The following is a 24917-nucleotide window of genomic DNA, read 5'->3' as shown; positions in this document are numbered from 1 at the left end:
TAAACATACGTGTTATACAGGGCAGTATACGATACCGTTACATAATAATAGAGATTCTTAATATACTTTCATTGTAGAACAGGGACGCCAAAAATGCAAAATAATTATTTATAGAGGGTGTATTGTTTTATTCGCATAGTGCATAGAAAACCATTGAACCATGTGTAGTACCGTGTTAGTATAAAGGTGAATAGTTATACGTTTGTACTTTTTCTGTGAGGAGGTTTTACTATGTCGGACGAGGTTCGTTCCATTCCACCCATAGAACCGGTGTTAGATCCTAAGAAAGATTACGTAGAGATTAACTCATATGTAGTCTTCTGGGGCTTGTTCTATGCGGCAGTTTTCACACTGGCTGTTGGCTATTTATGTTTGAAAATCGGTCAAACAGTAGATGCTTTTGCACCAGTATCTGTACTTGCTATGGGTACAGCAGTTATTTTAAAGCGGCAAAATGCTTTTGCCGAAACGGTACACATTCAAGCTATCGCTAGTTCTAGTACGAACACATTGGCAGGGGCTATGTTCTTCTTGCCAGCTCTTTACATCTGGAATGTAACAGATGTATCCTTTGTACAAATGGCGATTCCTATCATTCTTGGCGGCGTTTTAGGTGTTTTATTATGCGTTATGTTCCGTCGCTATTTCGTTGAGGAAATGCACTATGTGTATCCGTTCCCAAGTGGTCGTGCTGCAGCGGAAGTATTGATGAGTAATGAAGGTAGCAAAGCAAAACTCATGCTTGGCTCTGGTTTAATTGCTCTTGTGTATGACTTTATTCTCAATAGTTTGGGGTGGTGGCAAGAGGTTATTCGCACTGCTACCTTTAAGTGGGGGGCAGCCCTTGCAGATCAAACTAAGCTAACCGCAGCGGTAGATACTGATGCAGCATTGCTTGGCCTTGGTTATTTTACGGGACTTCGCTATGCGGCTATCATTGCAGCCGGTTCTTTCTTCTCTTGGTTTGTATGTATTCCGATTGTGTACTATTTAGCGCCTGAACATATCATGCAAATTGGCGGCCATGCAGTTCCATTAGGGGAGGCCCCAATTCGCAAGGTATTCCTTGATTATGTTCGTCATATTGGTATCGGCATGCTCGCTATGGCAGGCATCATCGGTCTAATTACAATGTCTAAAGTGGTAGCAAATGTTGTTAAAAATGCAGTGCTTGACATCTTTAGTTCTAAAACTGTAGATGTTAATTTGCTTCGTACACAACGTGACGTACCTACATCTTGGATTGGTGCTGGTATCTTGTTATGTACAGTTTTATTTGCAGCATATTTCCATTTTATGTATGCTGAAAGCTTCGGACAAACAATTGTAGCGTTCTTAATCGTTCTTATTATGTCCTTCCTATTGTCTGTAGTGGGGATTAGCTCCATCGCTTATACAGGTACAGAACCGGTTTCAGGTATGACAATCTTTATGATTATTATCTCCGCTGTATGCTTAACCGCAGCAGGTATGACTGGTAAGGTCGGTATGATAGCAGTCCTCATGATGGCATCCTTTATTGGTACTACTATTGGGATGGCTGGTAACTTCATGTCTGAGCTTAAGGTGGCACATATGACAGGTGCTACACCTAAGAAAATGGAACAATGGCAAATCGTTGGTACTATTCTTTGTGCCGTACTTTCTGTAGGTGTTATGATTCTTTTGAACGATGCTTATGGATTTGTAGGAGATCACGCATTAAATGCACCTCAAGCGAACGCTATGGCTGCCATCATTGAGCCAATGATGACTGGTGGTAGTGCTCAATGGCCTCTATACATGGCTGGTGCATTATTTGCAATTATCTTGTGGATGGTAAGAGTTCCACCGTTGGCATTTGCCTTGGGCACATACTTGCCAATGGAAATTAATACACCATTACTTATCGGAGGTTTGATTGCGTATCTTGTACAAAATAGTACAAAAGACAAAGAATTGGCAGATCTTCGCTTCTCCAAAGGTAGTACAATTGCCTCTGGTCTCGTAGCTGGTGGTGCTATTGGCTCCTTGTTTAGTGCAGTGCTTCGTATTGCAGGTGTTGATGTATTTGCTCAAGCTTGGGTAGAAACACCTGAAGCGACATATCTCAGTATCGTAATGTATTTATTACTCTGTACGTTCTTGTACAAGGTAGCTATGTATATAAAAGCTAAACATGCTAAATAAATTACATACTATATATCCTAAATGAATTGAATAGCTTATTTATTCTATAAATAACCAGGAATCCTCCATTTTGGAGATGACCGCCTTTATCAAGTTTCATCTATGCTTGGTAAAGGCGGTCTTTTTATATACTTAGGAATGTTATTTTTGATATAGCTAAAAACTATATCAATTCAATACCTATTGGTATAGTTGGATTTATTGACCCGTACTATATCGAATGTTATCATAAAACTATAATACCTTTAGAGGTATTATTTTTATTATGCTCATAAGTGTAAGTATAGATATATTAGTTGATTAAGAAGAACTCTGTTTCTAGATAGAACAGAGAGAAGTAAGGATAATAATATGAAATTTAAGAAAATAGCAGCTCTATTAGGGGCTTTCACCATTGCTAGTAGTTTATTAATCGCAGGCTGTGGTCAGGAGGGGAATAGTCAGAAGGCATGGCGCGTAGGTACTGATGCGACCTATGCACCATTTGGTTTTAAAGACAAAGATAGTGGTAAATTAGCTGGATTTGATATTGATATTATCAATGCGATTGCAAATGAAGAGGGTATAGAAGCAGATATTCAAAATCTAAACTTTGATGCGCTTTTACCAGCATTACAAAGTAATACCATCGACATCGCTATTTCGGATATGACTATTTCTGAAGAACGAGCAAAATCCGTTGATTTTAGTAAACCGTACTATATTGCAGGTAATGGTCTCGTTGTGAACATAGATAACACCAATATTAATAGCTTTAAGGATCTAGAAGGTAAACGCATTGGTGTATCCATCGGCTCTACTGGTGCAGAGATTGCTAGCAAGATTCCCAATGCCGATGTACATCAGTTTAATATAATTGTCGATGCGTTCTTAGAATTGCAAAATAAAGGCGTCGATGTAGTTATCAATGATACACCAGTAAACGAATATTATGTTAATGGTAAGGGCAAAGGTATCGCAAAGGTTACTGGAGAGGACTATGATGCGGCACCACTAGGTATTGCTGTGAAAAAAGGCAATACAGAATTGCTTAACAAAATCAATGATGGTTTGGCTAAGATCAAAGCAAACGGTAAATATGCAGAAATTTATAAGAAATGGTTTGGTAAGGAGCCTCCAGCAGAGGTATTAAGATAGTTTGTAGATAGTACCAGAATGTATTATTTGATATAATATGCTAGGTAAGCCTCGTGTTATAAGAGGTATGTATAGAATGGGTGGTATGATGGCTAAACGAAGTGCATTTTTAGATATTATTAAGGAAAAGGGCGCCCTCGTCTTAGATGGGGCTTTAGGGACCGAATTAGAGCGTTATGGCTGTGATATTCAACATAAGTTGTGGTCTGCTAAGGTTCTCATGGATCAGCCAGATATCATTAAGAAAATACATATTTCTTATTTAGCTGCGGGTGCCGATATCATTCAAAGCTCTGGCTATCAAGCGACAGTAGCAGGCTTTAAAGGTTTAGGTTATGGAACGGAAGAAGCGATAGAGCTCGTTAAACTATCTGTTCGTTTAGCCGTGCAAGCTCGTAATGAGTTTTTAGAAGCAAAGGCGAGTGGGGCGCTTACATTGCATGGTATTAAGCTCGGTGAAGAGACTCCTGAGGGGGTTAGATATTTTTCTGAAGGTGCTTTACCTAAACCGTTGGTGGCAGCCTCTGTAGGACCTTATGGCGCTTTCTTGGCTGATGGCTCTGAATACCGTGGTTATCCTGATGTGCAAACAGAATATCTAGAGATATTCCATATTCCACGGCTAGCATTATTCTGCGAAGAACATCCAGACATATTATCCTTTGAAACTATACCGTCTTATGCTGAAGCGATTGCTATTGCGAGAGCTATGTCTGATCCATTTACATCAAAAGGTATTCCCGGATGGATTGCTTTTTCCTGTAAAGATGGGCACCATGTTTCTAGTGGCGAAACCATTATTAAATGTGCACAAATGATCGATAAGGTACATCCTATTACGGGGATTGGCATTAATTGTAGTAAACCGGAATATGTAGAATCATTGATAAAAGATATCCGTACCGTTACAGATAAACCAATTGCTGTATATCCTAATCTTGGTGAAAGCTATGATAGTAAAACTAAAACTTGGTATGGCGATGCTGCATCATTTGTAGACTACGTTGAGGTATGGCGAAAAGCTGGAGCTGAAATCATTGGTGGCTGTTGTAGAACGACACCTGAAATTATCGGTGATATTGCAAAGAAAATTCACAACTAATATAGTGTGACATACAAAAAGCTATTCGAGTATAATTCGAATAGCTTTTTCTTTATATGCAAATAAAAAAGCAGTGCGAAAGCACTGCTTTTACTATGGCGGAGAGACAGGGATTTGAACCCTGGGTACGGGATAACCGCACACATGATTTCCAATCATGCTCCTTCAGCCGCTCGGACACCTCTCCATGTATTCTGTTGTGTAACAGGTACTTGTATAGTATATGAAAAAGTTAGATTTATGTCAAGCAAAAAAATAGTAGAATTATTGCATATTTACAAGGCTTTTAAAATATAGTATTTGATCTCAATAAATGGATATAAACCAAAAAACATAGCCTGGTTTTAGGCGTATAAAATCTAGTATATAAAAAGAAAAAAGCCGCCTAAATAGGCGGCTCTTGTATTAGGTATTAGAATACGTCTTTAATTTCAGCAGCTTCAATGGATGCTTTGATATCGTCTGCCATTTTTTCAATTAATGGAAGATCTTCTTCTTTCAAAGAGGATTTGATATCTAGTGGTTCGGAAACGATTTCAATGTCTTTGAAGTCATTTTCGAAATGGGAAACCATTGTTTTCATCGCAGCGGAAGCCCAAGAGTGGTTACCGATGATGGATATCTTATGGTTTTGGAAGTTAAGGGCTTTTAATTCATGGATAAAGTTTTCCATAGTAAGGTATAGATTCAAGTTATATGTAGGTGCGATAGTTACCAAGTTAGTATATTTCCAAGCATCGGAGATGATGTAGGAAGCATTAGTTTTGGAAACATCGTAAATTTTGATATCTGTAACGCCACGTTTGGAGAGTTGTTTAGCCAATTGTTGAGCAATAGCACGAGTATTGCCATACATGGAACCAAAAGCGATGACAACACCTTTTTGCTCGGCTGTATAGCTGGACCAATGTAAGTATTTGTGCGTGATATATTGGATAGATTCAGGGGTGCGCCAGATTGGACCATGAAGTGGAGCAATGCGTTTGATATCAAGGCTAGAAATTTTGCGAAGTGCATTTTGTACTTGCGGTCCGTATTTACCAACGATATTTGTATAGTAACGGCGAGCTTCTTCTTCGTATGTAGCTACGAAATCGGTTTGATCAGCAAAGATATTACCATTAACTGTACCGAATGTACCAAAAGCATCTGCAGAGAACAATGTGCCTGTAGATTTTTCGTATGTACAAGTTACTTCAGGCCAGTGAACCATAGGCATAGTGTAAGAAACCAAAGTATGTTTACCTAAACAGATTTCATCGCCTTCTTTAATTTGATGGTATTGTTCTGGTTTTGGAGTGTTATAGAATTGCTCAAACATGCGGAATGTTGTAGCATTACCTACCATTTTACAATTTGGATACCGTTCCAATGTTTCCAATAATGTTTGGCAATGATCAGGCTCCATATGGTTTACGACGATGTAATCAAGTTCACGACCATTTAAGAGGTGAGTCAAGTTGTCGAAGTACTCTTCGCGAATTTCAGCATCTACGGAGTCTACCACACAAGTCTTTTCATCGTCGATGAAATAGCTGTTATAGCTAACACCATTTGGAATAGGGAATAAGTTTTCGAAACGTTCTGTTGTCCAGTCATTACTACCAATCCAGTAGATATTATGAGTCATTTTCTGAGCACAATGCATAATAAAATCCTTTCTTAACCCACACTAGGTATGTATAGCTTTACATGAGAACTCATGTCTGTAAATATAGTATCAATTTATAATACTAATATTTTCGAAAAAAATCAATATTGAAAAAGCCTACTTGAAGAAGTAGGCTTTCACATGAAAGTTCATAGTGACCAATTATTTGAAGTATTTTACACCAGATGTAAAGATTGGCATTTCTAATTGGCCAGGAATATTTTTGCTGATGCCTGCACCACAGCGTTCGGAGTGTGCCATTTTGCCGAATACGCGACCATCAGGGCTATAAATACCTTCGATAGCAGCTACAGATTGGTTAGGATTGAAGTGACTATCCATGGAGGCGATACCATCAAAGTCTACATATTGTGTAGCGATTTGGCCAGTTTTATTGAACTCCAACACTTGTTGAGGAGACGCTATAAAGCGACCTTCGCCGTGAGAAATTGGTACCGTGTAAATTTCTCCAGCTTTAGCATCACTCATCCAAGGGGACTTTGTGGAAATAACTTTCGTATTAACCATGCGAGATAAGTGACGACCAATAGTATTGTATGTCAATGTAGGATGATCTGCAGTTAACGTTTCAATATGTCCACCAGGTAACAAGCCTAACTTGATGAGCGCTTGGAAGCCGTTACAAATACCTAATACAAGGCCATCTTGTTTATACAAGAGGTTTTCTAAACCTTCTGCAAGGTATGGGTTGCGGAAGAGGGTGGCTATGAATTTACCAGAACCATCTGGCTCATCACCAGCACTGAAACCTCCTGGGAACATAAGAATTTGAGACTCTGCTAATTTAGCTTTGATTACGTCGATAGATTCTTTTAATTGTTCTGGAGTTTGGTTGCGAATGAGCACGATATCTGTTTCTGCACCAGCTCGTTCAAAGGCACGAGCAGAGTCAAATTCGCAGTTTGTACCAGGAAATACTGGGATGAGAACTTTTGGTTTTGCACCTAAGGATGTGCTACGAGGCTTAGCGTGTTGGTCATGGATGTAAGCGACTGCTTCACCAAAGCCGTTTGATGCGTACATTGGGAAGATATCGTTTAGAGGTGCTTCATAGGCCGCTTGTACTTCTTTGAGCGATACGGATTGACCTTCCCATTCGATAACAGGTGTGGCTTGGGTTACGCCGATAACTTTCACATCAGGTAATTCTAAAAGATAATTAACAGCCGTAATATCTACTTCAACGATGAAGGAACCAAGGGCTGGTTGGAAGATACCACGTTCAGCGTATTTATCGAATTTAACACCGATATTGTTGCCAAGGGCCATTTTTGTGACTGCTTCAGGAATGCCGCCTTGATCAACTACATAGGCAGAGTAAACGCGACCTTTTTCAATTTGTTCTTGTAGTGTATCGCAGTTTTCTTTGAATCGATCCCAATCAGGGGTGTCATCGTATGTACGAGGTACATCGAAGAATACGAGGCGGTGATCTACGCCTTTAAGGTCTTGGCTCACGATATTATCTACATGAGCTGTACCAACTGCAAAGGATACGAGGGTAGGGGGAACGGTAAGATCCATAAATGTACCGCTCATAGAGTCCTTGCCGCCGATAGCGCCGATTTCAAGTTCTTTTTGTGCTTTATAAGCACCAAGTAAAGCTGCTACTGGCTTACCCCAAGATTCTTTAGAGTTGAGGCGTTCAAAATATTCTTGTAATGTTAAGTATGCGTCTTCTCGGCGACCGCCAAGAGCTACTAATTTTGCTACAGATAAAAGTACTGCATATTGCGCACCATGATAAGGGCTCCATGCAGATAACTCAGGCACAAAACCATGAGTCATAATACTAGCCGTTGTAGTTTCACCGTTTAGAACCGGTAATTTAGCAACCATGCCTTGGGTAGGCGTTTTTTGGAATTTGCCACCGAATGGCATGAGGACTGTATTGGCGCCCACAGTGCTGTCAAAGCGTTCTGCTAAGCCTTGTTGGGATGCTGCATTTAAATCGGATACGGCTGCGATCCATTTTTCCTTGAAGTTATCTGCACTAGCTGAACCACGTAAGAAGTAGGATCGATCTGTAGGTGCTTTTACGATAGCTTCTTGTTGTTGACTAGCACCATTTGTATTTAAAAAGTCGCGGCTAATATCTACAATTGCTTCGCCATTCCAGTTCATAACAAGGCGATTTGTATCAGTTACCTCTGCCACAACTGTACACTCCAAGTTTTCTTCGTCGCAGTATGCTTTGAATGCCTCTACATCAGAAGCATCGATGACACAGGCCATGCGCTCTTGGGATTCAGAGATGGCTAACTCTGTACCATCGAGGCCAGCATATTTTTTAGGGACTAAGTCGAGATTGATTGATACACCATCAGTTAGTTCACCGATAGCAACAGATACACCACCTGCACCGAAGTCATTACAACGTTTGATAAGTGTCGTTACTTCGCCACGACGGAATAAGCGTTGGATTTTGCGCTCTGTAAGAGCATTGCCTTTTTGGACTTCTGCACCGCATGTGGAGAGAGATTCAACGGTATGTTCTTTAGAGGAACCTGTAGCGCCACCACAGCCATCACGGCCAGTTTTACCACCTAGCAATACTACCACATCGCCTGCAACTGGTACCTCACGGCGAACTTGGTTGCGAGGTGCAGCACCGATAACTGCGCCGATTTCCATGCGCTTTGCTACGTAGCCAGGATGGTAATATTCTTTTACTTCACCTGTAGCAAGGCCGATTTGGTTGCCGTAAGAGGAGTAACCACGAGCTGCTTCTTGGGTGATCTTTCTTTGTGGTAATTTGCCTTCCAATGTATCTTCAAGTTTTGTATGTGGATCGCCAGAGCCTGTGATGCGCATAGCTTGGTATACATAAGCGCGACCGCTCAATGGGTCGCGAATACAACCACCTAAGCAGGTAGCTGCGCCACCAAATGGTTCGATTTCAGTAGGGTGGTTATGGGTTTCGTTTTTGAATAGTAACAACCATTCTTCAGTCTTGCCATTTACATCGACAGGGACGATGATTGTACATGCATTGATTTCATCAGATTCATCGAGATTTGTAAGTCCTCCAGCGTGGCGTAATTCTTTTACAGCCAATGTAGCCATGTCCATGAGGGAGCGAGCTTTTTTCTTAGTCGTGTAGAGCTCAGCACGGCCTTCCATATATTCTTCGAAGGCTTCCTTTATAGAACCGGTGAAGCGGCTGTCTTCAATGGTAATATCTGTTAACTCGGTCATAAAGGTAGTGTGACGGCAATGGTCAGACCAATATGTATCGAAGAGGCGAATTTCTGTAATCGTAGGATCGCGGTGTTCCACCTCTGCGTATTGTTGTCTAATCATTTGAAGGTCTGCTAATGTCATAGCAAGACCGTAGTTCTTGATGAGAGCTTCTAAATCATCATTGCTCATCGTAGTAAAGCCATCGATTGTTGCTACCGGTTTTGGATCTTCTAAATCGAGAGCTAAGGTATTTGGTACGTCAAGGCTCGCTTCGCGGGAATCAACAGGGTTAATGTAGTAGGCCTTAATGACATTTTCTTGTTCTTTTGTAAAGGTGCCTTCGATAGCATATACGCGAGCACAACGCACGATGTGGCCGGATGTAAGTGTGAGCATAGAAATACATTGCTCTGCGCTATCAGCACGTTGATCGTATTGACCTGGCACATATTCAACAGCAAATACAAAGCCTTGTACACTTGGAATTTCTTCTAATACAGTATCTACAGGAGGTTCAGAAAAAATTAAATTTTTAGCAGACTCTAGATCTTTTGCATCTAAATTTTCGATGTCGTATCGCTCATAGATTGTCACATCTGTAGCAGGCATAGATAATTCCTGTTGTAAGGTTTGTAACATGCGTTGCGCTTCTAGGTTGAAAGATTCTCGTTTTGTTACGAATAATCGTTGTATAGCCATTGTAGCCTCCTGTAATGTATATAATTCCCTATGGGATATTGACAAATTAAGTATAGTCGGTCTAGACTTATAAGTAAAGATAATCTTACTAATGAAAAGATTAGAAATACTAATAAATATGAAAAGTTCATGAAGGTCATAAGACCTAACTTTCATGAAGATTTCTACATATTCATTATATATTGAGAGTCTATAGTTATAATAAGGTAATGATATGTGTATTTAAAAGTAAGACGTTACTATTAGTATATAACAGAGGTGAATAAAATGGCAGTATCTGCAGATTTATATAGAACCTTTCTAGGGGTAGGCTTATATTTATCTTTTTCCCGTGCCGCAAAAGAATTAGGCGTGTCCCAATCCGCCATCAGTCAAAGTATTAAACAATTAGAAGGAGAACTTAATATGCCTCTCTTCGTGCGTACTACAAAATCTGTAGGGTTCACGCCAGAAGGTAAAGAATTGTTTGATACGGTAGCTAAAGCTTTCTCCATTCTTGATAATGGTGTTACCCAATTACAAGAACGGGTTAGTCAAGCTTATGAAAGTTTAAATTTGGCTGCCACAGATACTTTGTGTCGCCATTTCCTATTGCCTTATTTCCACAAATGGCAATTACAAGAAAGTGAAATTGGCTTACATATCATTAATCGTCCGTCTCCTGATTGTGTAGAATTAGTACTCAATAAAGAGGCGCAATTAGCCGTGGTTAATGATTATGAGGGCTTGAGAGATAATCCTCAGTTAGAGGTAACTACGCTAGCTACCATTCAAGATGTCTTTGTTGGCGGTCCTGACTATAAAGGGGCAGGATTCTTTGATCAAGGGCGCCTTCTTAACGAGCCTATTTTACTCTTGCATAAAGGCTCTGCTAGTCGTACATTCTTTGACGATGTAACACATGGTGCTTGTCGTAAGCCTCGCTTTGAATTGGGTAGCGTCGATGTATTACTAGATCTTGTAGAAATCAACATGGGTATTTCCATGTTACCTAATCATGTGGTACAACAAAAAATGCAAGAAGGGACTATTGTGCGCATCGATACAGATATTCCGGTACCAACACGCGACATTGTGCTTGTGCGTTCTCGCTTGGTTCCTCAATCTGAAGGGGCTGCAAGATTTACGTCCTTGCTAGTTAATCGTGAAAGTACTCGAGATAAAGTTTTATAAGAAAAAGACATGTTTAAAGACATACTTTAGGAAAATTTCTTAAAGTGTGTCTTTTTATATATTAGTGTGAGTTTTACCGTGCTATATTATATTCCTATAAAGCAGTTGAGTTATATAATTCATATATGAAATATTTAAGTCTTATTTGCAATGATATTTATGGGGTATATTATAAGACTTTTACTAGATATAGGTTGACCCTAAGGGGTTGTTTACGTTAAAATTTAAAGATAGTTATGCGGAGGTATGAGCACATGGAATTATTAAAAGAACGCATTCGTGAAGAGGGGATTGTCCTCAATAATCGAGTGCTGAAAGTAGATGGGTTCTTAAACCATCAAATCGATCCACAATTGTTTAAGGCGATTGGTAAAGAAATCGCGGATCGTTACCGTGATGCAGGTGTACAACGTATTGTTACCATCGAAGCATCTGGTATTGCGTTGGCGTTGATGGCCGCGCTTGAACTAGACGTGCCATTGGTATTTGCGCGTAAGAAAAAATCCATCCTTATGGTAGATGATGTATATCATAGTGTTGTGTACTCTTATACAAAAGAAGAGAATTATGATATCACTATTTCTAAAAAATTCTTACCAGCTGGCGAAAAAGTGTTGATTATCGACGATTTCTTGGCGTCTGGCGAGGCGGCTATGGGCCTTGCTAAGTTGGTTCAAGACGCAGGTGATGAAGTAGTTGGCATTGCGATTGCTATCGAAAAGTCCTTCCAACCTGGTCGTGAACGCTTGGAAAATGCGGGCTACCGTGTAGAGTCTTTAGTTCGCATTAAAGAATTCAAAGATAATGGTTGTGTGTTTATCGAAGACTAATTAGTCTGATTATTGTTAGAGGGAATTATGAATAAAAAAGCAGAAAAATTCGACTTACTCGTTGCTGACCTTAATAAAGGCGGTAACACTTGGTTTACAAAGGAAGAAATGACAGACGATCTTAACACAGTTGTATATCATGGTCGTTTGGATGTTCATGAGCATAGCTTGCCTGTGTTCATCGTTGTAGACGATTCTGCGTTCACCTATGTACGCATCGCTATCACAACAACATCTATTGATAAAAAAGTGATTCCTGCGGTATTGAAAGAACTTAACACGTTAAATCAAGATTACAAGATATCTAAATATTACGTGAGCAATGAAGATAATAACATTTATATGGATGTGTCTATACCATGTTTAAATGAACAATTTGATCCTACTGTAGTAGTAAATCTTATGCTTGAAGTTATTCAACCGCATTTAGATACTGTACATAAAGATATTCTTAAAGTAGCTGGCTTAGCTTAATAGAGGTTGTTATGAATCCTAAATCCTTATTATTTGATAAGTTTTTGAAAGAAGAAGAAATCATATCTTTTGAACGGAAGGATTTTGATGATGAAGACGGTACAGTAGTATATCGTTCTTATATCAAGTCTCCTTTATGGGATATGCCTTTATTCGTCATTCTCGATAACAGTATTTATAGTGTAGTTCGTTTAGTGTTAGGTCCTGAAAAGGTAACGGCACAAAATATGAATGTCTTGAATGCATTAATTAATCGAGACAATGCGACATATAAAAATTACAAACTATATATTGATGAACAAGATTCTAGCCTATACTTGGATTGCGTATATATGTGTGGTGATGATGCGTTCGAGCCTGCATTGATGTATGCGTTAATGTCTTCTATCGTAGATTATATTCCTGAATCTGTAGGTGAATTGAAAGCTGCCTTTGAAAGTGGTACTCACTAATCAATAATAGATACAAGTTAAGTGATCTAATGTTCGGAATTATGAAAAGAGGATAACCTGTTTATAAATGGGTTATCCTCTTTTTGTATGGATAAGAAAAAATATATAAATATTTTAATTGATAGAGTAAGTTTGTGTTATTATAAGATTGAAAAGGCAGTATTTTATTTTACAGATTTATTTAAAATTATTTTATATGATGCAATCTATATTATTTCGATAGTTCGGAATATAACGAATGATAAAAATATTTAATAAAAAAATATTCGAAAATAGTATTGATTTTGTAAATGTTAGGTGTTACAATTTGAGTACAAGAAGGAGGTAGCACCGTGAACTATGCAAATCAACAAACTCAAAGCAAGTCTACGGAGGCTATTTGCGCGTATTTGTCCCAGTCTGTTTTGGCTGGGCTTTTTTATTAGGAGGATCTATGAAGGTCGGTATTATCATGGGCAGCAAGTCTGACCTAGACACAATGAAAAAGGCATCTGCCGTACTTGATGAATTCAAAATCCCTTATGAAATGGTTATTGCCTCAGCTCATCGTACCCCAGAGGCTGTGAAGAACTTTGTCACACGACTTGAAGATGAAGGGGCTATCGCTTTTATTGCTGGTGCTGGCGCGGCGGCTCATTTACCTGGTGTGGTGGCGAGCTTCACTACATTACCTGTTATCGGCATTCCTCTTAATGCAACGGCTCTAAAAGGCATTGATTCTTTGCTTGCTATCGTTCAAATGCCATCTGGTATGCCTGTAGCAACTATGGCTGTAGATGGTGCTAAAAATGCAGCGCTCTTTGCAGTACAAATTGGAGCAGCTTTCAATAAAGACCTGAAAGAACAATATCAACAATATCGTAAAGATATGGCTGAAAAAGTCTTAGCAGACAATGCAGAATTACAAGGTGCTATTCATATTTAATCATGTAAATCATCGGCGATTAAATATTGGTTAAGAAAAACAGTTTATTTAGATATCTATTACATAGTTTGTATCATTAATTAGTTTGTATCATTAATTTATGATAAAGGAGAAAGATCATGGCTAACATCGATTTGGAAAAATTAACATTATTATACGAAGGCAAAGCAAAACAAGTATATGCAACAGATAACAAAGATGAGTACATCGTTCATTACAAAGATGATGCCACTGCATTTAATGGCGAGAAACATGATACCATTCTTGGAAAAGGTGTTTTGAACAATAAAATTTCCTCTTTCTTCTTTGAATTGTTGAAAAAAGAAGGCGTACCAACTCATTTTGTTCGTCGTGAAGATGATCGCAACCAAACAGTACTTGCATTGAAAATAGTTCCTCTTGAAGTTATTGTTCGTAATATTGCGGCTGGCTCTATGGCTAAACGCTTTGGCATTGAAGAAGGTACACCACTTAAACATCCAATCCTTGAATTCTGCTACAAAAATGATGAATTAGGCGATCCATTTGCCAATGAATCCCAAATCACAGCACTTGGTTGGGCTACTCAAGAACAACTTGATGTAATTTCTACAATTACTTTAAAGGTAAATGATATATTGAAGAAATTTTTGGCTACTAAAAATGTGACCCTTGTAGATTTCAAGGTAGAATTTGGTACCCATAATGGTGAAGTTTTATTGGGTGATGAAATTTCTCCTGATACATGCCGTTTCTGGGATGCTACAACTGGTGAAAAACTTGACAAAGACCGTTTCCGTCGAGATCTTGGTAATATTGAAGAAGCATATAAGGAAATGTTATTCCGTCTTACAGGTGAGCGTGCCTAATAGGGGGGAAGATGAACTACGATTCTGTTTTTGATAAATGGCACGAAGAGTGTGGTGTGTTCGGCATCTATGATAGGACCGTTGATGTAGCACGCTATGTATATTGGGGGTTATTTGCTCTCCAACATCGTGGTCAAGAAAGTGCGGGCATTGCTGTTACCGATGGTCATGATGTTGAACTGAAAAAAGGCATGGGCTTGTTGACCGAGGCTATCAAAGAATTACCATCTTTGCCAAGCTATATGGGGACTGGTCATGTGCGGTACTCTACGACTGGGTCCAATAATCCGCGTAATATCCAGCCTTTGGTTATTCACTACCAAGGCGGTCAAATTGCGGTGGCTCACAATGGAAACTTAACGAATGCCTTATCTATTCGAAAACGTCTTGAAGCCGATGGTTCCATCTTTCAAACGACGATGGATTCTGAGGTTATCGTAAATTTGATAGCCCGTTCTAAAGCAGAAACACAAGCGGAACGGATTGCCGATGCGGCGCGTCAAATTGAAGGGGCGTTCTCTTTAGTCATTACTACGAACGACTCTTTAGTAGGTGTACGAGACCCTCAAGGATTTAGACCACTTTGTTTAGGTAAAACTGAAAATGGTTATGTGCTCTCTAGTGAAAGCTGTGCTTTTGATGCGATTAAGGCAGAGTTTATTCGTCATATAGATCCTGGTGAAATGGTTATCATCGATGACTCTGGTGTGCGTAGTACTATGTATGCGGAACCAGAAAAAATCGACAAAAAACTTTGCGTCTTTGAATACATCTATTTTGCACGTGGCGATAGTCATATCGATGGTCAATCCGTATATCAATCTCGGCTAAATATGGGTCGCGAACTATATAACGAAACTAAGTATGATGCAGACATCGTAATGTCCATTCCGGATTCCGGTACAACAGCTGCATTAGGTTATGCTCGTGCATCGGGTATCCCTTTTGCGGAAGGTTTAGTTAAGAACCGTTATAGCGGCCGTACCTTTATTAAACCAAATCAAGAGGAACGAGAACTAGCTGTTCGTATGAAGCTAAATGCATTGCCACATATTGTTGGAGGTAAGCGTATCGTCCTTATTGATGATTCTATTGTGCGCGGTACTACGAGTGGTATCATTGTAAAAATGCTAAAAGAGGCTGGTGCTAAAGAGATTTATATGTGTATTAGTTCTCCAACTATTGAGTATTCCTGTCACTATGGCATTGATACATCAGTGCGTAAAGAACTTATAGCAGCTACTCATACAGTGGATGAAATTAGAGATTTTATCAAGGCTGATAAATTACATTACTTGTCTCGTGAAGGCCTATGTCGTGCTGTATCTGATGTAAAGCCAGATGATTTATGTTTTGCATGTTTCAATGGTGATTATAGTGTAGCGGTTCCTGCGGACCAAGAGGAAGGGGTCAAATATGTGCTCGAATAAAACTAGTTTAACCTATCGTGATGCAGGTGTTGATATCGATGCAGGTAATCGCGCCGTAGAACTGATGAAAGAATCTGTTAAACGCACGTATACACAGGGTGTTGTTGGTGATTTAGGTGGTTTTGGGGGACTCTATTCCTTAGCTGGTCATGCTATGTCTGATCCTATGCTCGTATCTGGTACAGATGGGGTGGGCACCAAATTACGTCTCGCTATTATGATGGATAAACATGATACTATCGGTCAAGACTGTGTAGCTATGAGTGTTAATGATATCCTCGTACAAGGGGCTACACCTTTATTCTTCCTTGATTATATTGCGGTTGGCAAACTAGAGCCTGTAAAAGTGGCGGATATCGTACGTGGTGTAGCTGAGGCGTGCGAAGAATCAGGCTGCGCTTTACTAGGCGGTGAAACTGCTGAGATGGCAGGTTTCTACGATGATGAGGATTATGATGTAGCTGGTTTTGCCGTTGGTATCGTAGATCGTCCTAAATTGATTACTGGTGAAAGTATCAAGGCAGGAGACGTTATTCTTGGGTTACCATCTTCTGGGGTTCATTCTAATGGTTTCTCGTTAGTTCGTAAAATTGTATTTGATCACAAGGGTTTCTCCATTGGTCAAGATATTCCTGAATTTGGCAAAACACTGGGAGAAGAATTATTAACGCCAACGCGCTTATACCCTAAAGCTGTATTACCGTTGATTAAAGAAGATTTAATTAAAGGTATGGTTCATATTACGGGCGGCGGTTTCTATGAAAATATTCCTCGCGTCTTACCTACGGGAGTAACGGCAGAGATCGATTGTGATACATGGCCTCGCCTTCCAGTTTTTGAAAAGCTACAAGAATGGGGCAATGTAGATTGGCATGAAATGTACCGCACTTTTAATATGGGCATTGGCATGATCCTCATAGTGGACGCTGCGGATGTGGATCGAGTAAAGGCAAATCTTGAAAGTCGTAATGAAGCGGTATATGAAATTGGTCATATCGTTAAAGTCGAAGGTCCAGTTGTTGTAAAAGGGGCGGTATTTAATGACTAGTTCCGTAGCTAAAAAGCGTCTAGCTCTATTCGCAAGCGGTAGAGGATCCAATGGGGAAGCCCTTTATAAAGCCATGCAAGAAGGATATATTAATGGTGAGTTTGTAGTTATCATTACAGATCACGGTGATGCAGGGATTGTTGAACGTTCTAAACCTTGGAATATTCCACTCATTGTCATCGAGCGTAGTGACTATGATTCTAAAGCTAGCTTTGAACAAGCCCAGTTAGATGCGTTAGAGCTCTATAAGGTAGATGGTATCGTTTTGGCTGGATATATGCGCATTGTAGGGACTCCATTGATTGAGCACTATGAGCATAGAATTTTAAATATCCATCCTGCCTTGTTGCCATCCTTTCCGGGACTACATGGACATCAACAAGCTATTGATGCGGGAGTAAAGGTAACCGGTTGTACGGTACACTTTGTTGATGCCGGAATGGATACGGGGCCTATCATTATGCAGAATACGGTTCCTTTATTACCGGAGGATACAGAGGATACCCTGAGTGATAGATTATTGCCTATTGAACATAAAACATATAAAGAGGCGTTGCGACTATTTTGTGAGGATAAGCTCACTATAAAAGGTCGTACGGTTTATATTGAAGATTGATATGCGTAAGCAAATGGAGAGGTTACATGATTAAAAATGCATTGCTTAGTGTTTCTGATAAAACGGGTATTGTAGATTTTGCAAAAGGTTTAGTTGACTTAGGTGTAACCATTTATTCTACAGGTGGTACGCTTAAGGCGATTACCGATGCAGGCATTTCTGCAAAAGCTGTAGAGTCTTTGACAGGGTTTCCAGAAATGATGGATGGCCGAGTGAAAACTTTACATCCTAAGGTGCATGGTGGTATTTTGGCTATCCGTGATAATGCGGAGCATAAACAAGCTATGGCAGAACATGGTATCGAACCAATCGACCTTGTTGTGGTGAATCTTTACCCGTTCCGTGAAACCATTGCAAAACCTAATGTGTCCCTAGAAGAGGCCATTGAAAATATTGATATTGGTGGTCCTACGATGGTTCGTTCTGCAGCAAAAAATCATGCGTACGTAGGCATCGTAGTAAATCCAAATCATTACGATGAAATCATTACGATGCTCAAGGATCAAGGTGAATTGACTAAAGAATATCGCTTTGGACTTGCCAAAGAAGCCTTTGCTCATACAGCGGCTTACGATGTAGCTATCGCTAGTTATATGAGTGGAATTTTGAATGAAGGCCCTACACCTCCAGAATATTTGAGTGCCTATGAGAAGGTAACAGATCTTAGATATGGCGAAAATCCGCATCAACAAGCTGCATTCTACAAAGAAATTGGTACAGCTCATGGCATGGGGGCATTGAAACAATTACATGGCAAAGAGCTTTCCTATAACAATATTGTAGACATGGAAGCGGCATGGAATATGGTATGGGAGTTTACTGGGCCAGCTGCATGTATTATTAAGCATACGAACCCATGTGGTGCCGCTACTGCAGCTACATTACATGATGCCTATGTAAATGCTTACGAAGCTGATTCCGTATCCGCCTTTGGTGGTATCGTAGCCTTAAACCGTGAAGTAGATGCAAGTACAGCGGAGGAAATGAGCAAAATTTTCTTAGAAGTTATTATGGCACCTGCTTTCACAAAAGAAGCATTAGAAATTCTTGAAGCTAAGAAGAATATTCGTCTCATTGAACTATCTAAGCCGGAATCTGGCCAAGTGACAGTAAAGAAGGTGTCTGGTGGTTTATTAGTGCAAACAGAAGACGATATCTTAGAAGACCGCGCCAATTATAAAGTTGTTACGAAGGTACAACCGACAGAGGAACAATGGAAAGCTCTTGAATTTGCATGGAAACTCGTAAAACATGTAAAATCCAATGCGATTTTGATTTCTAATGAAAAGCGTACTCTTGGAGTTGGGGCCGGTCAAATGAATCGCGTAGGTTCTGCAAAAATTGCTCTTGAACAAGCCGGGGAAGCCGCTAAAGGCGCTGTATTAGCATCCGATGCATTCTTCCCATTTGGAGATACCGTAGAAACAGCGGCAAAGCATGGCATTGCAGCTATTATTCAACCAGGTGGCTCTATTCGCGACGAAGAGTCCATCAAAGCGGCTGATGAAGCGGGCATCGCTATGGTATTTACAAACATTCGTCACTTTAAACATTAACTAGTTAAGAATTTTTAGCGGATTGTTAAACACGATTAGGGCAAAATATCTATTGAACGGTCACAACAATTATTGATGTTTGGAGTAAGCCCGTTATGTGTTTATATTATTATGGATTTGATGGCGTTTAGGCGCCGATGGAGGACTTATGAAAGTATGTGTAATCGGTAGCGGCGGCCGTGAACATGCATTGGCGTGGCGATTGTCCATCAGCCCTAGCGTAACAAAGGTATATGCTATTCCTGGTAGCGCGGCTATGTCAGATTGTGCAGAGCTAGTTGGCATCGATTGGCAACAAAGCGATCATTTAATTAGCTTTTTGAAAGATAATCAAGTTGATTTAGGTGTTGTTGGGCCTGAGGCTCCTTTAGTAGCGGGCTTAGCAGATGTACTTAATAAGGCGGGGATTCCAGTTTTTGGTCCATCTAAAGCAGCCGCTCAACTAGAGGGCTCAAAGGTATTTGCTAAAGACCTCATGAAAAAATACAATATTCCCACTGCTGCGTATGGTGTATTCCACAAGGTAGATGAAGCGAAAGCTTTTATTGCTCAAACAGGAGCTCCTATCGTTGTTAAAGCTGACGGCTTGGCAGCAGGGAAGGGTGTTGTAGTAGCCATGACCATCGATGAAGCGAATGTAGCCGTAGAAGATATGCTCAGTGGTAATCGATTCGGTGATGCAGGCAGCACCGTTGTTATCGAAGAGTTTATGGAAGGCGAAGAGGCTAGTTTATTAGCCTTTGTAGATGGCAAGACCGTAGTTCCTATGATTGCCTCTCAAGATCATAAACGCATCTTTGATGGTGATAAAGGGCCTAATACAGGTGGCATGGGGACCTATGCACCGGCCCCCGTTCTTACAGATGCATTGCGGGACGCAGCGATGAAAACCATCTTAGAACCTATGGTAGCGGCTATGGAAAAAGAAGGCATGCCGTATGTAGGCTGCCTTTACGCGGGGCTTATGATTACTGACGAAGGTCCTAAGGTGGTAGAATTCAATGCGCGCTTTGGTGATCCTGAAACACAAGTTGTATTGCCGCTACTGGATAGTGATTTAGGTGAGATTATGATGGCCTGTGCTAAGGGCACATTAACCTCTAATATGGTGAAATGGAAAGACTCCTCAGCGGCTTGCGTTATCCTTGCTTCTAAGGGCTATCCTGAAACTTCATCTAAGGGCGATGTCATCAGTGGGGATATTAAACAATATGACACAACCATTGTATTCCACTCTGGTACAAAGCTTGTTGGTGAAAATTATGTCACTAATGGCGGTCGTGTGCTTGGTGTTGTCGGACTTGGCAAAGACCTTAGAACGGCACTTGATAGAGCCTATGAACGTATAGAGCATATCGACTTTGAAGGCATGCAATATCGTACAGATATTGGGGCTAAGGCTTTTAAATAAAGTAACAACATTTTGAATATAATGAAAACCTCTACATTCATGCACGACGCATGCGGTGTAGAGGTTTTATTTTCTACCTTTTAACTGTTACCTATGATATAATAAATTAGATATAAAGAGGGCCCATCGACGTGTGATGGCGTTAGGCTCATCTCAAAAATTTGGAAACTTATTGATGACGCCTGACGTGTAGAAGTAAATCTTCTACACGTTAGGTGTTTTTACTATAGTCTATTTTATTTCTTAATAGCGATATACAACTATGATATATAATAAAGAACCGTTAGAACTGAATAGTCCGGTAGCCTTTTGGCTGAATTTTCCAAACGAAGAACGCGTATTTTGGGTGGATCGTCAAAGTGACCGCATCGTTGTAGGCGCTAAACGTTTGGCGACGGTCAAAGATGATGAAGATCGCCATAATTACGCTTACGTGTTTTATGGAGATACTTTTTTTGAGAACTCTAAGGACCCTAAATGGGCTGGCATGGGTCATGAAATGATTGCTTTCACCCATTATTACATCGTAGAAAATGGGGAGTCTTTCTACTTGCACGCTGGTGAAAGCGTCCCTATTACGGATTTCGAGGTGCCTCGAGTTCGCCATAACTACAAGGAAACCAGTGATGATAAGGCGGCTTGGGATAGTTTGATGAACGCTATCGCTGATGGTATTAGTAGTGGTGAAATGACGAAGGTCGTTTCTTCTCGAGAGGTACAGTTTACTAGTGAAACACCATACAATGTGGCAAGTATTTTAGCAAATTTAGTAGATAATAATCCAAATTGCTTTATCTTTGGTTACGAAAAGGATGGACGCACCTTTGTGGGTGCATCGCCAGAGATTCTAGTTCGCCATCGAGGTAGTGAAATTCTCAGCTATGCCTTGGCGGGGACAGCGCCTAAACATGGACCAAATGCGTGGACTAAGGAACAACTGTTAACAGATAAGAAAAATCTCTTTGAACATAATATCGTCCGTGACCGTATTGTGGATATCATGAAATCTATTACTCCGGAGGTTATAATAGGTGAAACGGGTATCATGGAGCTGGCGCATCTATATCATTTGCGCACCATTATTACTGCAAAGGATAGCACAAAATCCCTCGTGGAATGGGCAAAGTTGCTCCATCCTACACCGGCTCTCGGTGGTGAACCGCGAGAAAAGGCGTTGACATTGTTACAAAAGTACGAAACTCATGAGCGCGGCATGTATGCAGCACCTTTTGGCTTTATGAAAGATATGGGGGACGGCATTGTCATCGTTGCTATTCGATCTGCCCTCATTATGGATAATGTTCTTTATGCCTATGCAGGATGTGGCGTCGTAGCCGATTCTGATGCGGATGAAGAGTACGCAGAAACTAATAATAAAATGCGCACCATTTTGGATGCATTATGATAAATTTCCAAACCCTTAGGAGTTGTTGAAAGGGAATATAATGAACGAATATATTGCTGCCTTGGTAGATGAGTTTTACCAACTCGGCGTCCGGCATGCTGTGTTTAGCCCTGGTTCTCGTTCTACGACGATGGCTATGCTTTTCACGGAGTATGAAGGCTTTGAAACATATATGAATATAGATGAGCGCTCTGCTAGCTTTATGGCACTTGGCATTGCAAAGGCTTATAAAGAACCAACTGTGTTAGTTTGTACATCTGGTTCGGCAGTGGCTCATTATTTGCCCGCTATTTTAGAGGCTCAATATAGTGGGGTACCTCTTATCGTATTGTCTGCTGATCGACCTCATACCTTGTTGCATGTAGGGGCTCCACAGACAGTAGATCAACAAAAGATTTTTGGTACAGCCGTAAACTATTACGAAGAATTAGCGGTGCCGCAAGAGGACCATTACTACACATATCCACGCCAAGTAGCTCGCAAGGCGTATATGAAAGCTATGGACATCAAAAAGGGACCAGTTCATATCAATGTACCCCTCTTTGAGCCATTAGTGCCTGAACTAGATCGTAAGCACTTTGAAGCGGGACGTAGCCCTTACAAAGTATTTAAACCTAATTACGGTGATGTATTTAGCTATCAGAATAGAAGTAATAACACAAGTAATCCAAGTAACGTAAGTAAAGCAAGTAACGTAAGCTATACTAAAAATACTACTGATAATAGTGCTAATAACACTAATAACTTTAATAACACTAATAATGCTAATAACTTTAATCTATTGCTTGCACAGTATAAGAGAGTCCTTATTTTAGCTGGTCCACAAATTAATGTAGATGAAGTTGAGTCTATTCATTCCTTTGCGGAGAATTTACAAGCTCCTATCTTGGCGGATCCATTGTCCAATGTAAGACGCTGTCATAAGACTGGTGCTATTGTTGCCAATCATGAAATTGCTAGCAATCTTAATAATGATACAGATATGATTCAGAAAAAACATTTCTCTGATGTTGTCATTTCTACGTATGATGCATTTTTAGCGGATAAAGACCTATGGCCTGTACTAAAGCCAGATTGCGTGATTCAGTTTGGCCAAATCGTTGTGTCAAAACGGGTACAGCAAATGGTGGCAAGTTGGGATAATGTGGAGTATATTGAGGTAAATCCCACAATGGACTCCATGAACCCTATGGGGAAAACCACCATACACATGCAAGCAAGCATAGATATGTTTACGCATTTGTTCGCTGTAAAGAACGAATCTAATGCATATCTTAATAGATGGCAATGTTTAGACGTAGCTGGTAAAGCTCAACTAAGTACAGCCATAGAAGAACCAAGTTGCTTTGAAGGACGCACGATACGCGAGTTGCAACAGCATATTTCTGACAATAGCCAAGTGCTAGTGGCGAATAGTATGACCATTCGCGACTTTGATTACTTCTGGTTCTCTGGGGAGTCAGATGCTGTTCTTTACGGTAATCGTGGTGTTAATGGTATTGATGGTACCGTTTCAACTGCGCTTGGACTTGCAACGAATCATCAGCCTACATATCTCGTAATGGGTGATTTGTCTTTATTCCATGATCTAAACAGTTTAGCGGTCGCTAAAACGCACAATCTCAATTTGACGATTATTTTGCATAATAACGATGGAGGCGGTATTTTTGAATATTTACCGCAAAAGGGAACGAAATATTTTGATTATTTGTTCTCTACGTCACAAGGTTTAGATTATAGTGGGGCTGCTAAACTCTATGGCTGTGGGTACACTAAAATCTCTAGTCCTGATGAATTGGTCCCTGTATTAGCTAAAGTTAGCGAGGAATCTGGCGTTCATATTATTGAAATACCAACAGACCGGGAATATAGTCGTCAGTTACATAGGAAATATACAAACGTTTCAGTTGATATGGAGGCATTACTATGAGTCAGTATTTTTGCAGTATTGTAGATAATGCTTTGTGTAATCCAGCTCAGCGCATGTATTTTGACTTGGGAGAGTATCGCTACGGTTTGACTGTGGTAGGTGAAGGGGAACCTATTGTATGTTTACACGGCTTCTCTGAATCGAGCTATACTTGGGATGCTATTAATCTGCCGGGGTATCGCGTGGTTCGTATTGATTTGATTGGACATGGCGATTCAGATATTCCTGATGAGAATCAGGCTTACACCATTCCTCAAATGATAGAGGACTTGCACACAGTTATCTACCACATGGTTGGTGAAAGCTATTACCTCATGGGCTATTCTATGGGGGCTCGTATTGCACTTTCCTATGCTTTACAATATGAACGTGAAATCCAAGGTCTTATTCTTGAAAGTGGCTCGGTAGGCATCGCTTCTGAAGCTGACCGAGAAGCACGCCGCAAGGCGGATGAAGACTTAGCAGTTCATATCGAAGAGCATGATGGTGCTTGGTTTGCTGCACGATGGGCGGAAGCACCTATTTTTGAGAGTCAAAAACAGCTTTCAGAGGGGGTAGAAGAATTAATTTATTTACGCCGTTCCAATAATAGCCCATATGCATTAGCCTGCACATTGCGTGGCTCAGGGCAGGGTATCATGCCTTATGTAGGGGATAAATTAGACAAATTCTCTGTTAAAGGTTTATATGTGAGTGGCGCATTAGATACAAAATATACTACAATAGGAAGAGACGTATTTGGCAAGTTGCCAAGTTTTAATCATGTCATCGTCGAAGGGGCGGGGCATAATGTACATATAGAAAAACCGCAGATTTTTGAACAAGCGGTATTGGATTTTTTACAGAAGAAAGGTTAA

Annotated in this window: 19 protein-coding genes and 1 tRNA gene; 17 read left to right on the top strand and 3 right to left on the bottom strand. The window is 40.2% G+C overall.

What is annotated here, in order from left to right; all coding sequences use genetic code 11:
* Positions 1 to 231: 231 nt before the first annotated feature.
* From HMPREF0874_RS07610 to mmuM, 3 genes are all read left to right on the top strand, one after another.
* A complete protein-coding gene (locus HMPREF0874_RS07610) occupies positions 232 to 2169 on the top strand; it encodes an OPT family oligopeptide transporter (protein ID WP_004697976.1) in 1938 nt (645 codons plus the stop codon).
* Positions 2170 to 2520: 351 nt separating this feature from the next.
* Entirely contained in the window at positions 2521 to 3306 is a 786-nt protein-coding gene (locus HMPREF0874_RS07605) for a basic amino acid ABC transporter substrate-binding protein (protein WP_004693747.1), read from the top strand.
* 76 nt (positions 3307 to 3382) lie between these two features.
* Entirely contained in the window at positions 3383 to 4408 is a 1026-nt protein-coding gene (gene mmuM / locus HMPREF0874_RS07600; protein ID WP_083791386.1) for a homocysteine S-methyltransferase, read from the top strand.
* Positions 4409 to 4504: 96 nt separating this feature from the next.
* Here mmuM and HMPREF0874_RS07595 read toward each other — a convergent pair.
* The 3 genes from HMPREF0874_RS07595 to HMPREF0874_RS07585 form a co-directional block, all read right to left on the bottom strand.
* Positions 4505 to 4595: transfer RNA gene (locus tag HMPREF0874_RS07595), tRNA-Ser, on the bottom strand.
* 225 nt (positions 4596 to 4820) lie between these two features.
* A complete protein-coding gene (locus tag HMPREF0874_RS07590; protein ID WP_008602831.1) occupies positions 4821 to 6056 on the bottom strand; it encodes an FprA family A-type flavoprotein in 1236 nt (411 codons plus the stop codon).
* A 165-nt stretch (positions 6057 to 6221) separates the two neighbouring features.
* A complete protein-coding gene (locus tag HMPREF0874_RS07585; RefSeq protein WP_039965361.1) occupies positions 6222 to 9962 on the bottom strand; it encodes a phosphoribosylformylglycinamidine synthase in 3741 nt (1246 codons plus the stop codon).
* A gap of 267 nt (positions 9963 to 10229) precedes the next feature.
* Here HMPREF0874_RS07585 and HMPREF0874_RS07580 point away from each other — a divergent pair, with 267 nt between their 5' ends.
* From HMPREF0874_RS07580 to menH, 14 genes are all read left to right on the top strand, one after another.
* The gene (locus HMPREF0874_RS07580) at positions 10230 to 11135 is read left to right on the top strand and encodes a LysR family transcriptional regulator (protein WP_004693739.1); all 906 of its coding nucleotides are present in this window, start codon (positions 10230 to 10232) and stop codon (positions 11133 to 11135) included.
* A 254-nt stretch (positions 11136 to 11389) separates the two neighbouring features.
* Positions 11390 to 11965, top strand: coding sequence for a xanthine phosphoribosyltransferase (locus tag HMPREF0874_RS07575; protein WP_008602825.1), 576 nt, complete (start codon positions 11390 to 11392; stop codon positions 11963 to 11965).
* Between the two features lie 27 nt (positions 11966 to 11992).
* A complete protein-coding gene (locus tag HMPREF0874_RS07570) occupies positions 11993 to 12439 on the top strand; it encodes a hypothetical protein (RefSeq protein WP_004693736.1) in 447 nt (148 codons plus the stop codon).
* Positions 12440 to 12450: 11 nt separating this feature from the next.
* Positions 12451 to 12891 carry a hypothetical protein gene (locus tag HMPREF0874_RS07565; protein WP_008602822.1) on the top strand — a complete coding sequence of 147 codons (441 nt, stop codon included), beginning with the start codon at positions 12451 to 12453 and terminating at the stop codon, positions 12889 to 12891.
* Positions 12892 to 13324: 433 nt separating this feature from the next.
* Positions 13325 to 13816: a 5-(carboxyamino)imidazole ribonucleotide mutase gene (purE, locus tag HMPREF0874_RS07560; RefSeq protein WP_004697975.1), complete on the top strand. Its 492-nt coding sequence runs from the start codon at positions 13325 to 13327 to the stop codon at positions 13814 to 13816.
* Between the two features lie 119 nt (positions 13817 to 13935).
* Entirely contained in the window at positions 13936 to 14664 is a 729-nt protein-coding gene (purC, locus tag HMPREF0874_RS07555; RefSeq protein WP_004693728.1) for a phosphoribosylaminoimidazolesuccinocarboxamide synthase, read from the top strand.
* 11 nt (positions 14665 to 14675) lie between these two features.
* Positions 14676 to 16094: an amidophosphoribosyltransferase gene (gene purF, locus HMPREF0874_RS07550; protein WP_008602814.1), complete on the top strand. Its 1419-nt coding sequence runs from the start codon at positions 14676 to 14678 to the stop codon at positions 16092 to 16094.
* Positions 16081 to 17142 carry a phosphoribosylformylglycinamidine cyclo-ligase gene (gene purM, locus HMPREF0874_RS07545; protein ID WP_008602811.1) on the top strand — a complete coding sequence of 354 codons (1062 nt, stop codon included), beginning with the start codon at positions 16081 to 16083 and terminating at the stop codon, positions 17140 to 17142. The genes purF and purM overlap by 14 nt, the downstream gene beginning before the upstream one ends.
* On the top strand, positions 17135 to 17758 hold the full coding sequence (gene purN / locus HMPREF0874_RS07540) for a phosphoribosylglycinamide formyltransferase (RefSeq protein WP_039965360.1): 624 nt from the start codon (positions 17135 to 17137) through the stop codon (positions 17756 to 17758). Before purM ends, purN begins: the two co-directional genes overlap by 8 nt.
* Before the next feature lie 26 nt (positions 17759 to 17784).
* On the top strand, positions 17785 to 19314 hold the full coding sequence (gene purH / locus HMPREF0874_RS07535; protein WP_039965358.1) for a bifunctional phosphoribosylaminoimidazolecarboxamide formyltransferase/IMP cyclohydrolase: 1530 nt from the start codon (positions 17785 to 17787) through the stop codon (positions 19312 to 19314).
* Between the two features lie 148 nt (positions 19315 to 19462).
* Positions 19463 to 20725: a phosphoribosylamine--glycine ligase gene (gene purD, locus HMPREF0874_RS07530; RefSeq protein WP_008602809.1), complete on the top strand. Its 1263-nt coding sequence runs from the start codon at positions 19463 to 19465 to the stop codon at positions 20723 to 20725.
* Between the two features lie 262 nt (positions 20726 to 20987).
* Positions 20988 to 22130, top strand: coding sequence for an isochorismate synthase (locus HMPREF0874_RS07525; RefSeq protein WP_008602808.1), 1143 nt, complete (start codon positions 20988 to 20990; stop codon positions 22128 to 22130).
* A 40-nt stretch (positions 22131 to 22170) separates the two neighbouring features.
* Entirely contained in the window at positions 22171 to 24060 is a 1890-nt protein-coding gene (menD, locus tag HMPREF0874_RS07520) for a 2-succinyl-5-enolpyruvyl-6-hydroxy-3-cyclohexene-1-carboxylic-acid synthase (protein ID WP_008602806.1), read from the top strand.
* Positions 24057 to 24917, top strand: a complete 861-nt coding sequence (gene menH / locus HMPREF0874_RS07515) for a 2-succinyl-6-hydroxy-2,4-cyclohexadiene-1-carboxylate synthase (protein ID WP_008602804.1) — start codon at positions 24057 to 24059, stop codon at positions 24915 to 24917. Before menD ends, menH begins: the two co-directional genes overlap by 4 nt.

This window comes from Veillonella sp. 6_1_27 (assembly GCF_000163735.1).
GTDB lineage: Bacteria > Bacillota > Negativicutes > Veillonellales > Veillonellaceae > Veillonella > Veillonella parvula_A.
This window is presented reverse-complemented; position numbering and strand designations above follow the sequence as displayed.

Excerpts from the sequence above, each read along its gene's own strand:
- HMPREF0874_RS07565 (WP_008602822.1), top strand. The coding sequence starts at position 12,451 with ATGAATCCTAAATCCTTATTATTTGATAAGTTTTTGAAAGAAGAAGAA.
- mmuM (WP_083791386.1), top strand. The coding sequence starts at position 3,383 with ATGGGTGGTATGATGGCTAAACGAAGTGCATTTTTAGATATTATTAAG.
- HMPREF0874_RS07610 (WP_004697976.1), top strand. The coding sequence starts at position 232 with ATGTCGGACGAGGTTCGTTCCATTCCACCCATAGAACCGGTGTTAGAT.
- HMPREF0874_RS07585 (WP_039965361.1), bottom strand. The coding sequence starts at position 9,962 with ATGGCTATACAACGATTATTCGTAACAAAACGAGAATCTTTCAACCTA.
- HMPREF0874_RS07575 (WP_008602825.1), top strand. The coding sequence starts at position 11,390 with ATGGAATTATTAAAAGAACGCATTCGTGAAGAGGGGATTGTCCTCAAT.
- purF (WP_008602814.1), top strand. The coding sequence starts at position 14,676 with ATGAACTACGATTCTGTTTTTGATAAATGGCACGAAGAGTGTGGTGTG.
- purH (WP_039965358.1), top strand. The coding sequence starts at position 17,785 with ATGATTAAAAATGCATTGCTTAGTGTTTCTGATAAAACGGGTATTGTA.
- HMPREF0874_RS07525 (WP_008602808.1), top strand. The coding sequence starts at position 20,988 with ATGATATATAATAAAGAACCGTTAGAACTGAATAGTCCGGTAGCCTTT.
- HMPREF0874_RS07570 (WP_004693736.1), top strand. The coding sequence starts at position 11,993 with ATGAATAAAAAAGCAGAAAAATTCGACTTACTCGTTGCTGACCTTAAT.
- purM (WP_008602811.1), top strand. The coding sequence starts at position 16,081 with ATGTGCTCGAATAAAACTAGTTTAACCTATCGTGATGCAGGTGTTGAT.
- menH (WP_008602804.1), top strand. The coding sequence starts at position 24,057 with ATGAGTCAGTATTTTTGCAGTATTGTAGATAATGCTTTGTGTAATCCA.
- menD (WP_008602806.1), top strand. The coding sequence starts at position 22,171 with ATGAACGAATATATTGCTGCCTTGGTAGATGAGTTTTACCAACTCGGC.
- HMPREF0874_RS07590 (WP_008602831.1), bottom strand. The coding sequence starts at position 6,056 with ATGCATTGTGCTCAGAAAATGACTCATAATATCTACTGGATTGGTAGT.
- purE (WP_004697975.1), top strand. The coding sequence starts at position 13,325 with ATGAAGGTCGGTATTATCATGGGCAGCAAGTCTGACCTAGACACAATG.
- HMPREF0874_RS07605 (WP_004693747.1), top strand. The coding sequence starts at position 2,521 with ATGAAATTTAAGAAAATAGCAGCTCTATTAGGGGCTTTCACCATTGCT.
- purC (WP_004693728.1), top strand. The coding sequence starts at position 13,936 with ATGGCTAACATCGATTTGGAAAAATTAACATTATTATACGAAGGCAAA.
- purD (WP_008602809.1), top strand. The coding sequence starts at position 19,463 with ATGAAAGTATGTGTAATCGGTAGCGGCGGCCGTGAACATGCATTGGCG.
- HMPREF0874_RS07580 (WP_004693739.1), top strand. The coding sequence starts at position 10,230 with ATGGCAGTATCTGCAGATTTATATAGAACCTTTCTAGGGGTAGGCTTA.
- purN (WP_039965360.1), top strand. The coding sequence starts at position 17,135 with ATGACTAGTTCCGTAGCTAAAAAGCGTCTAGCTCTATTCGCAAGCGGT.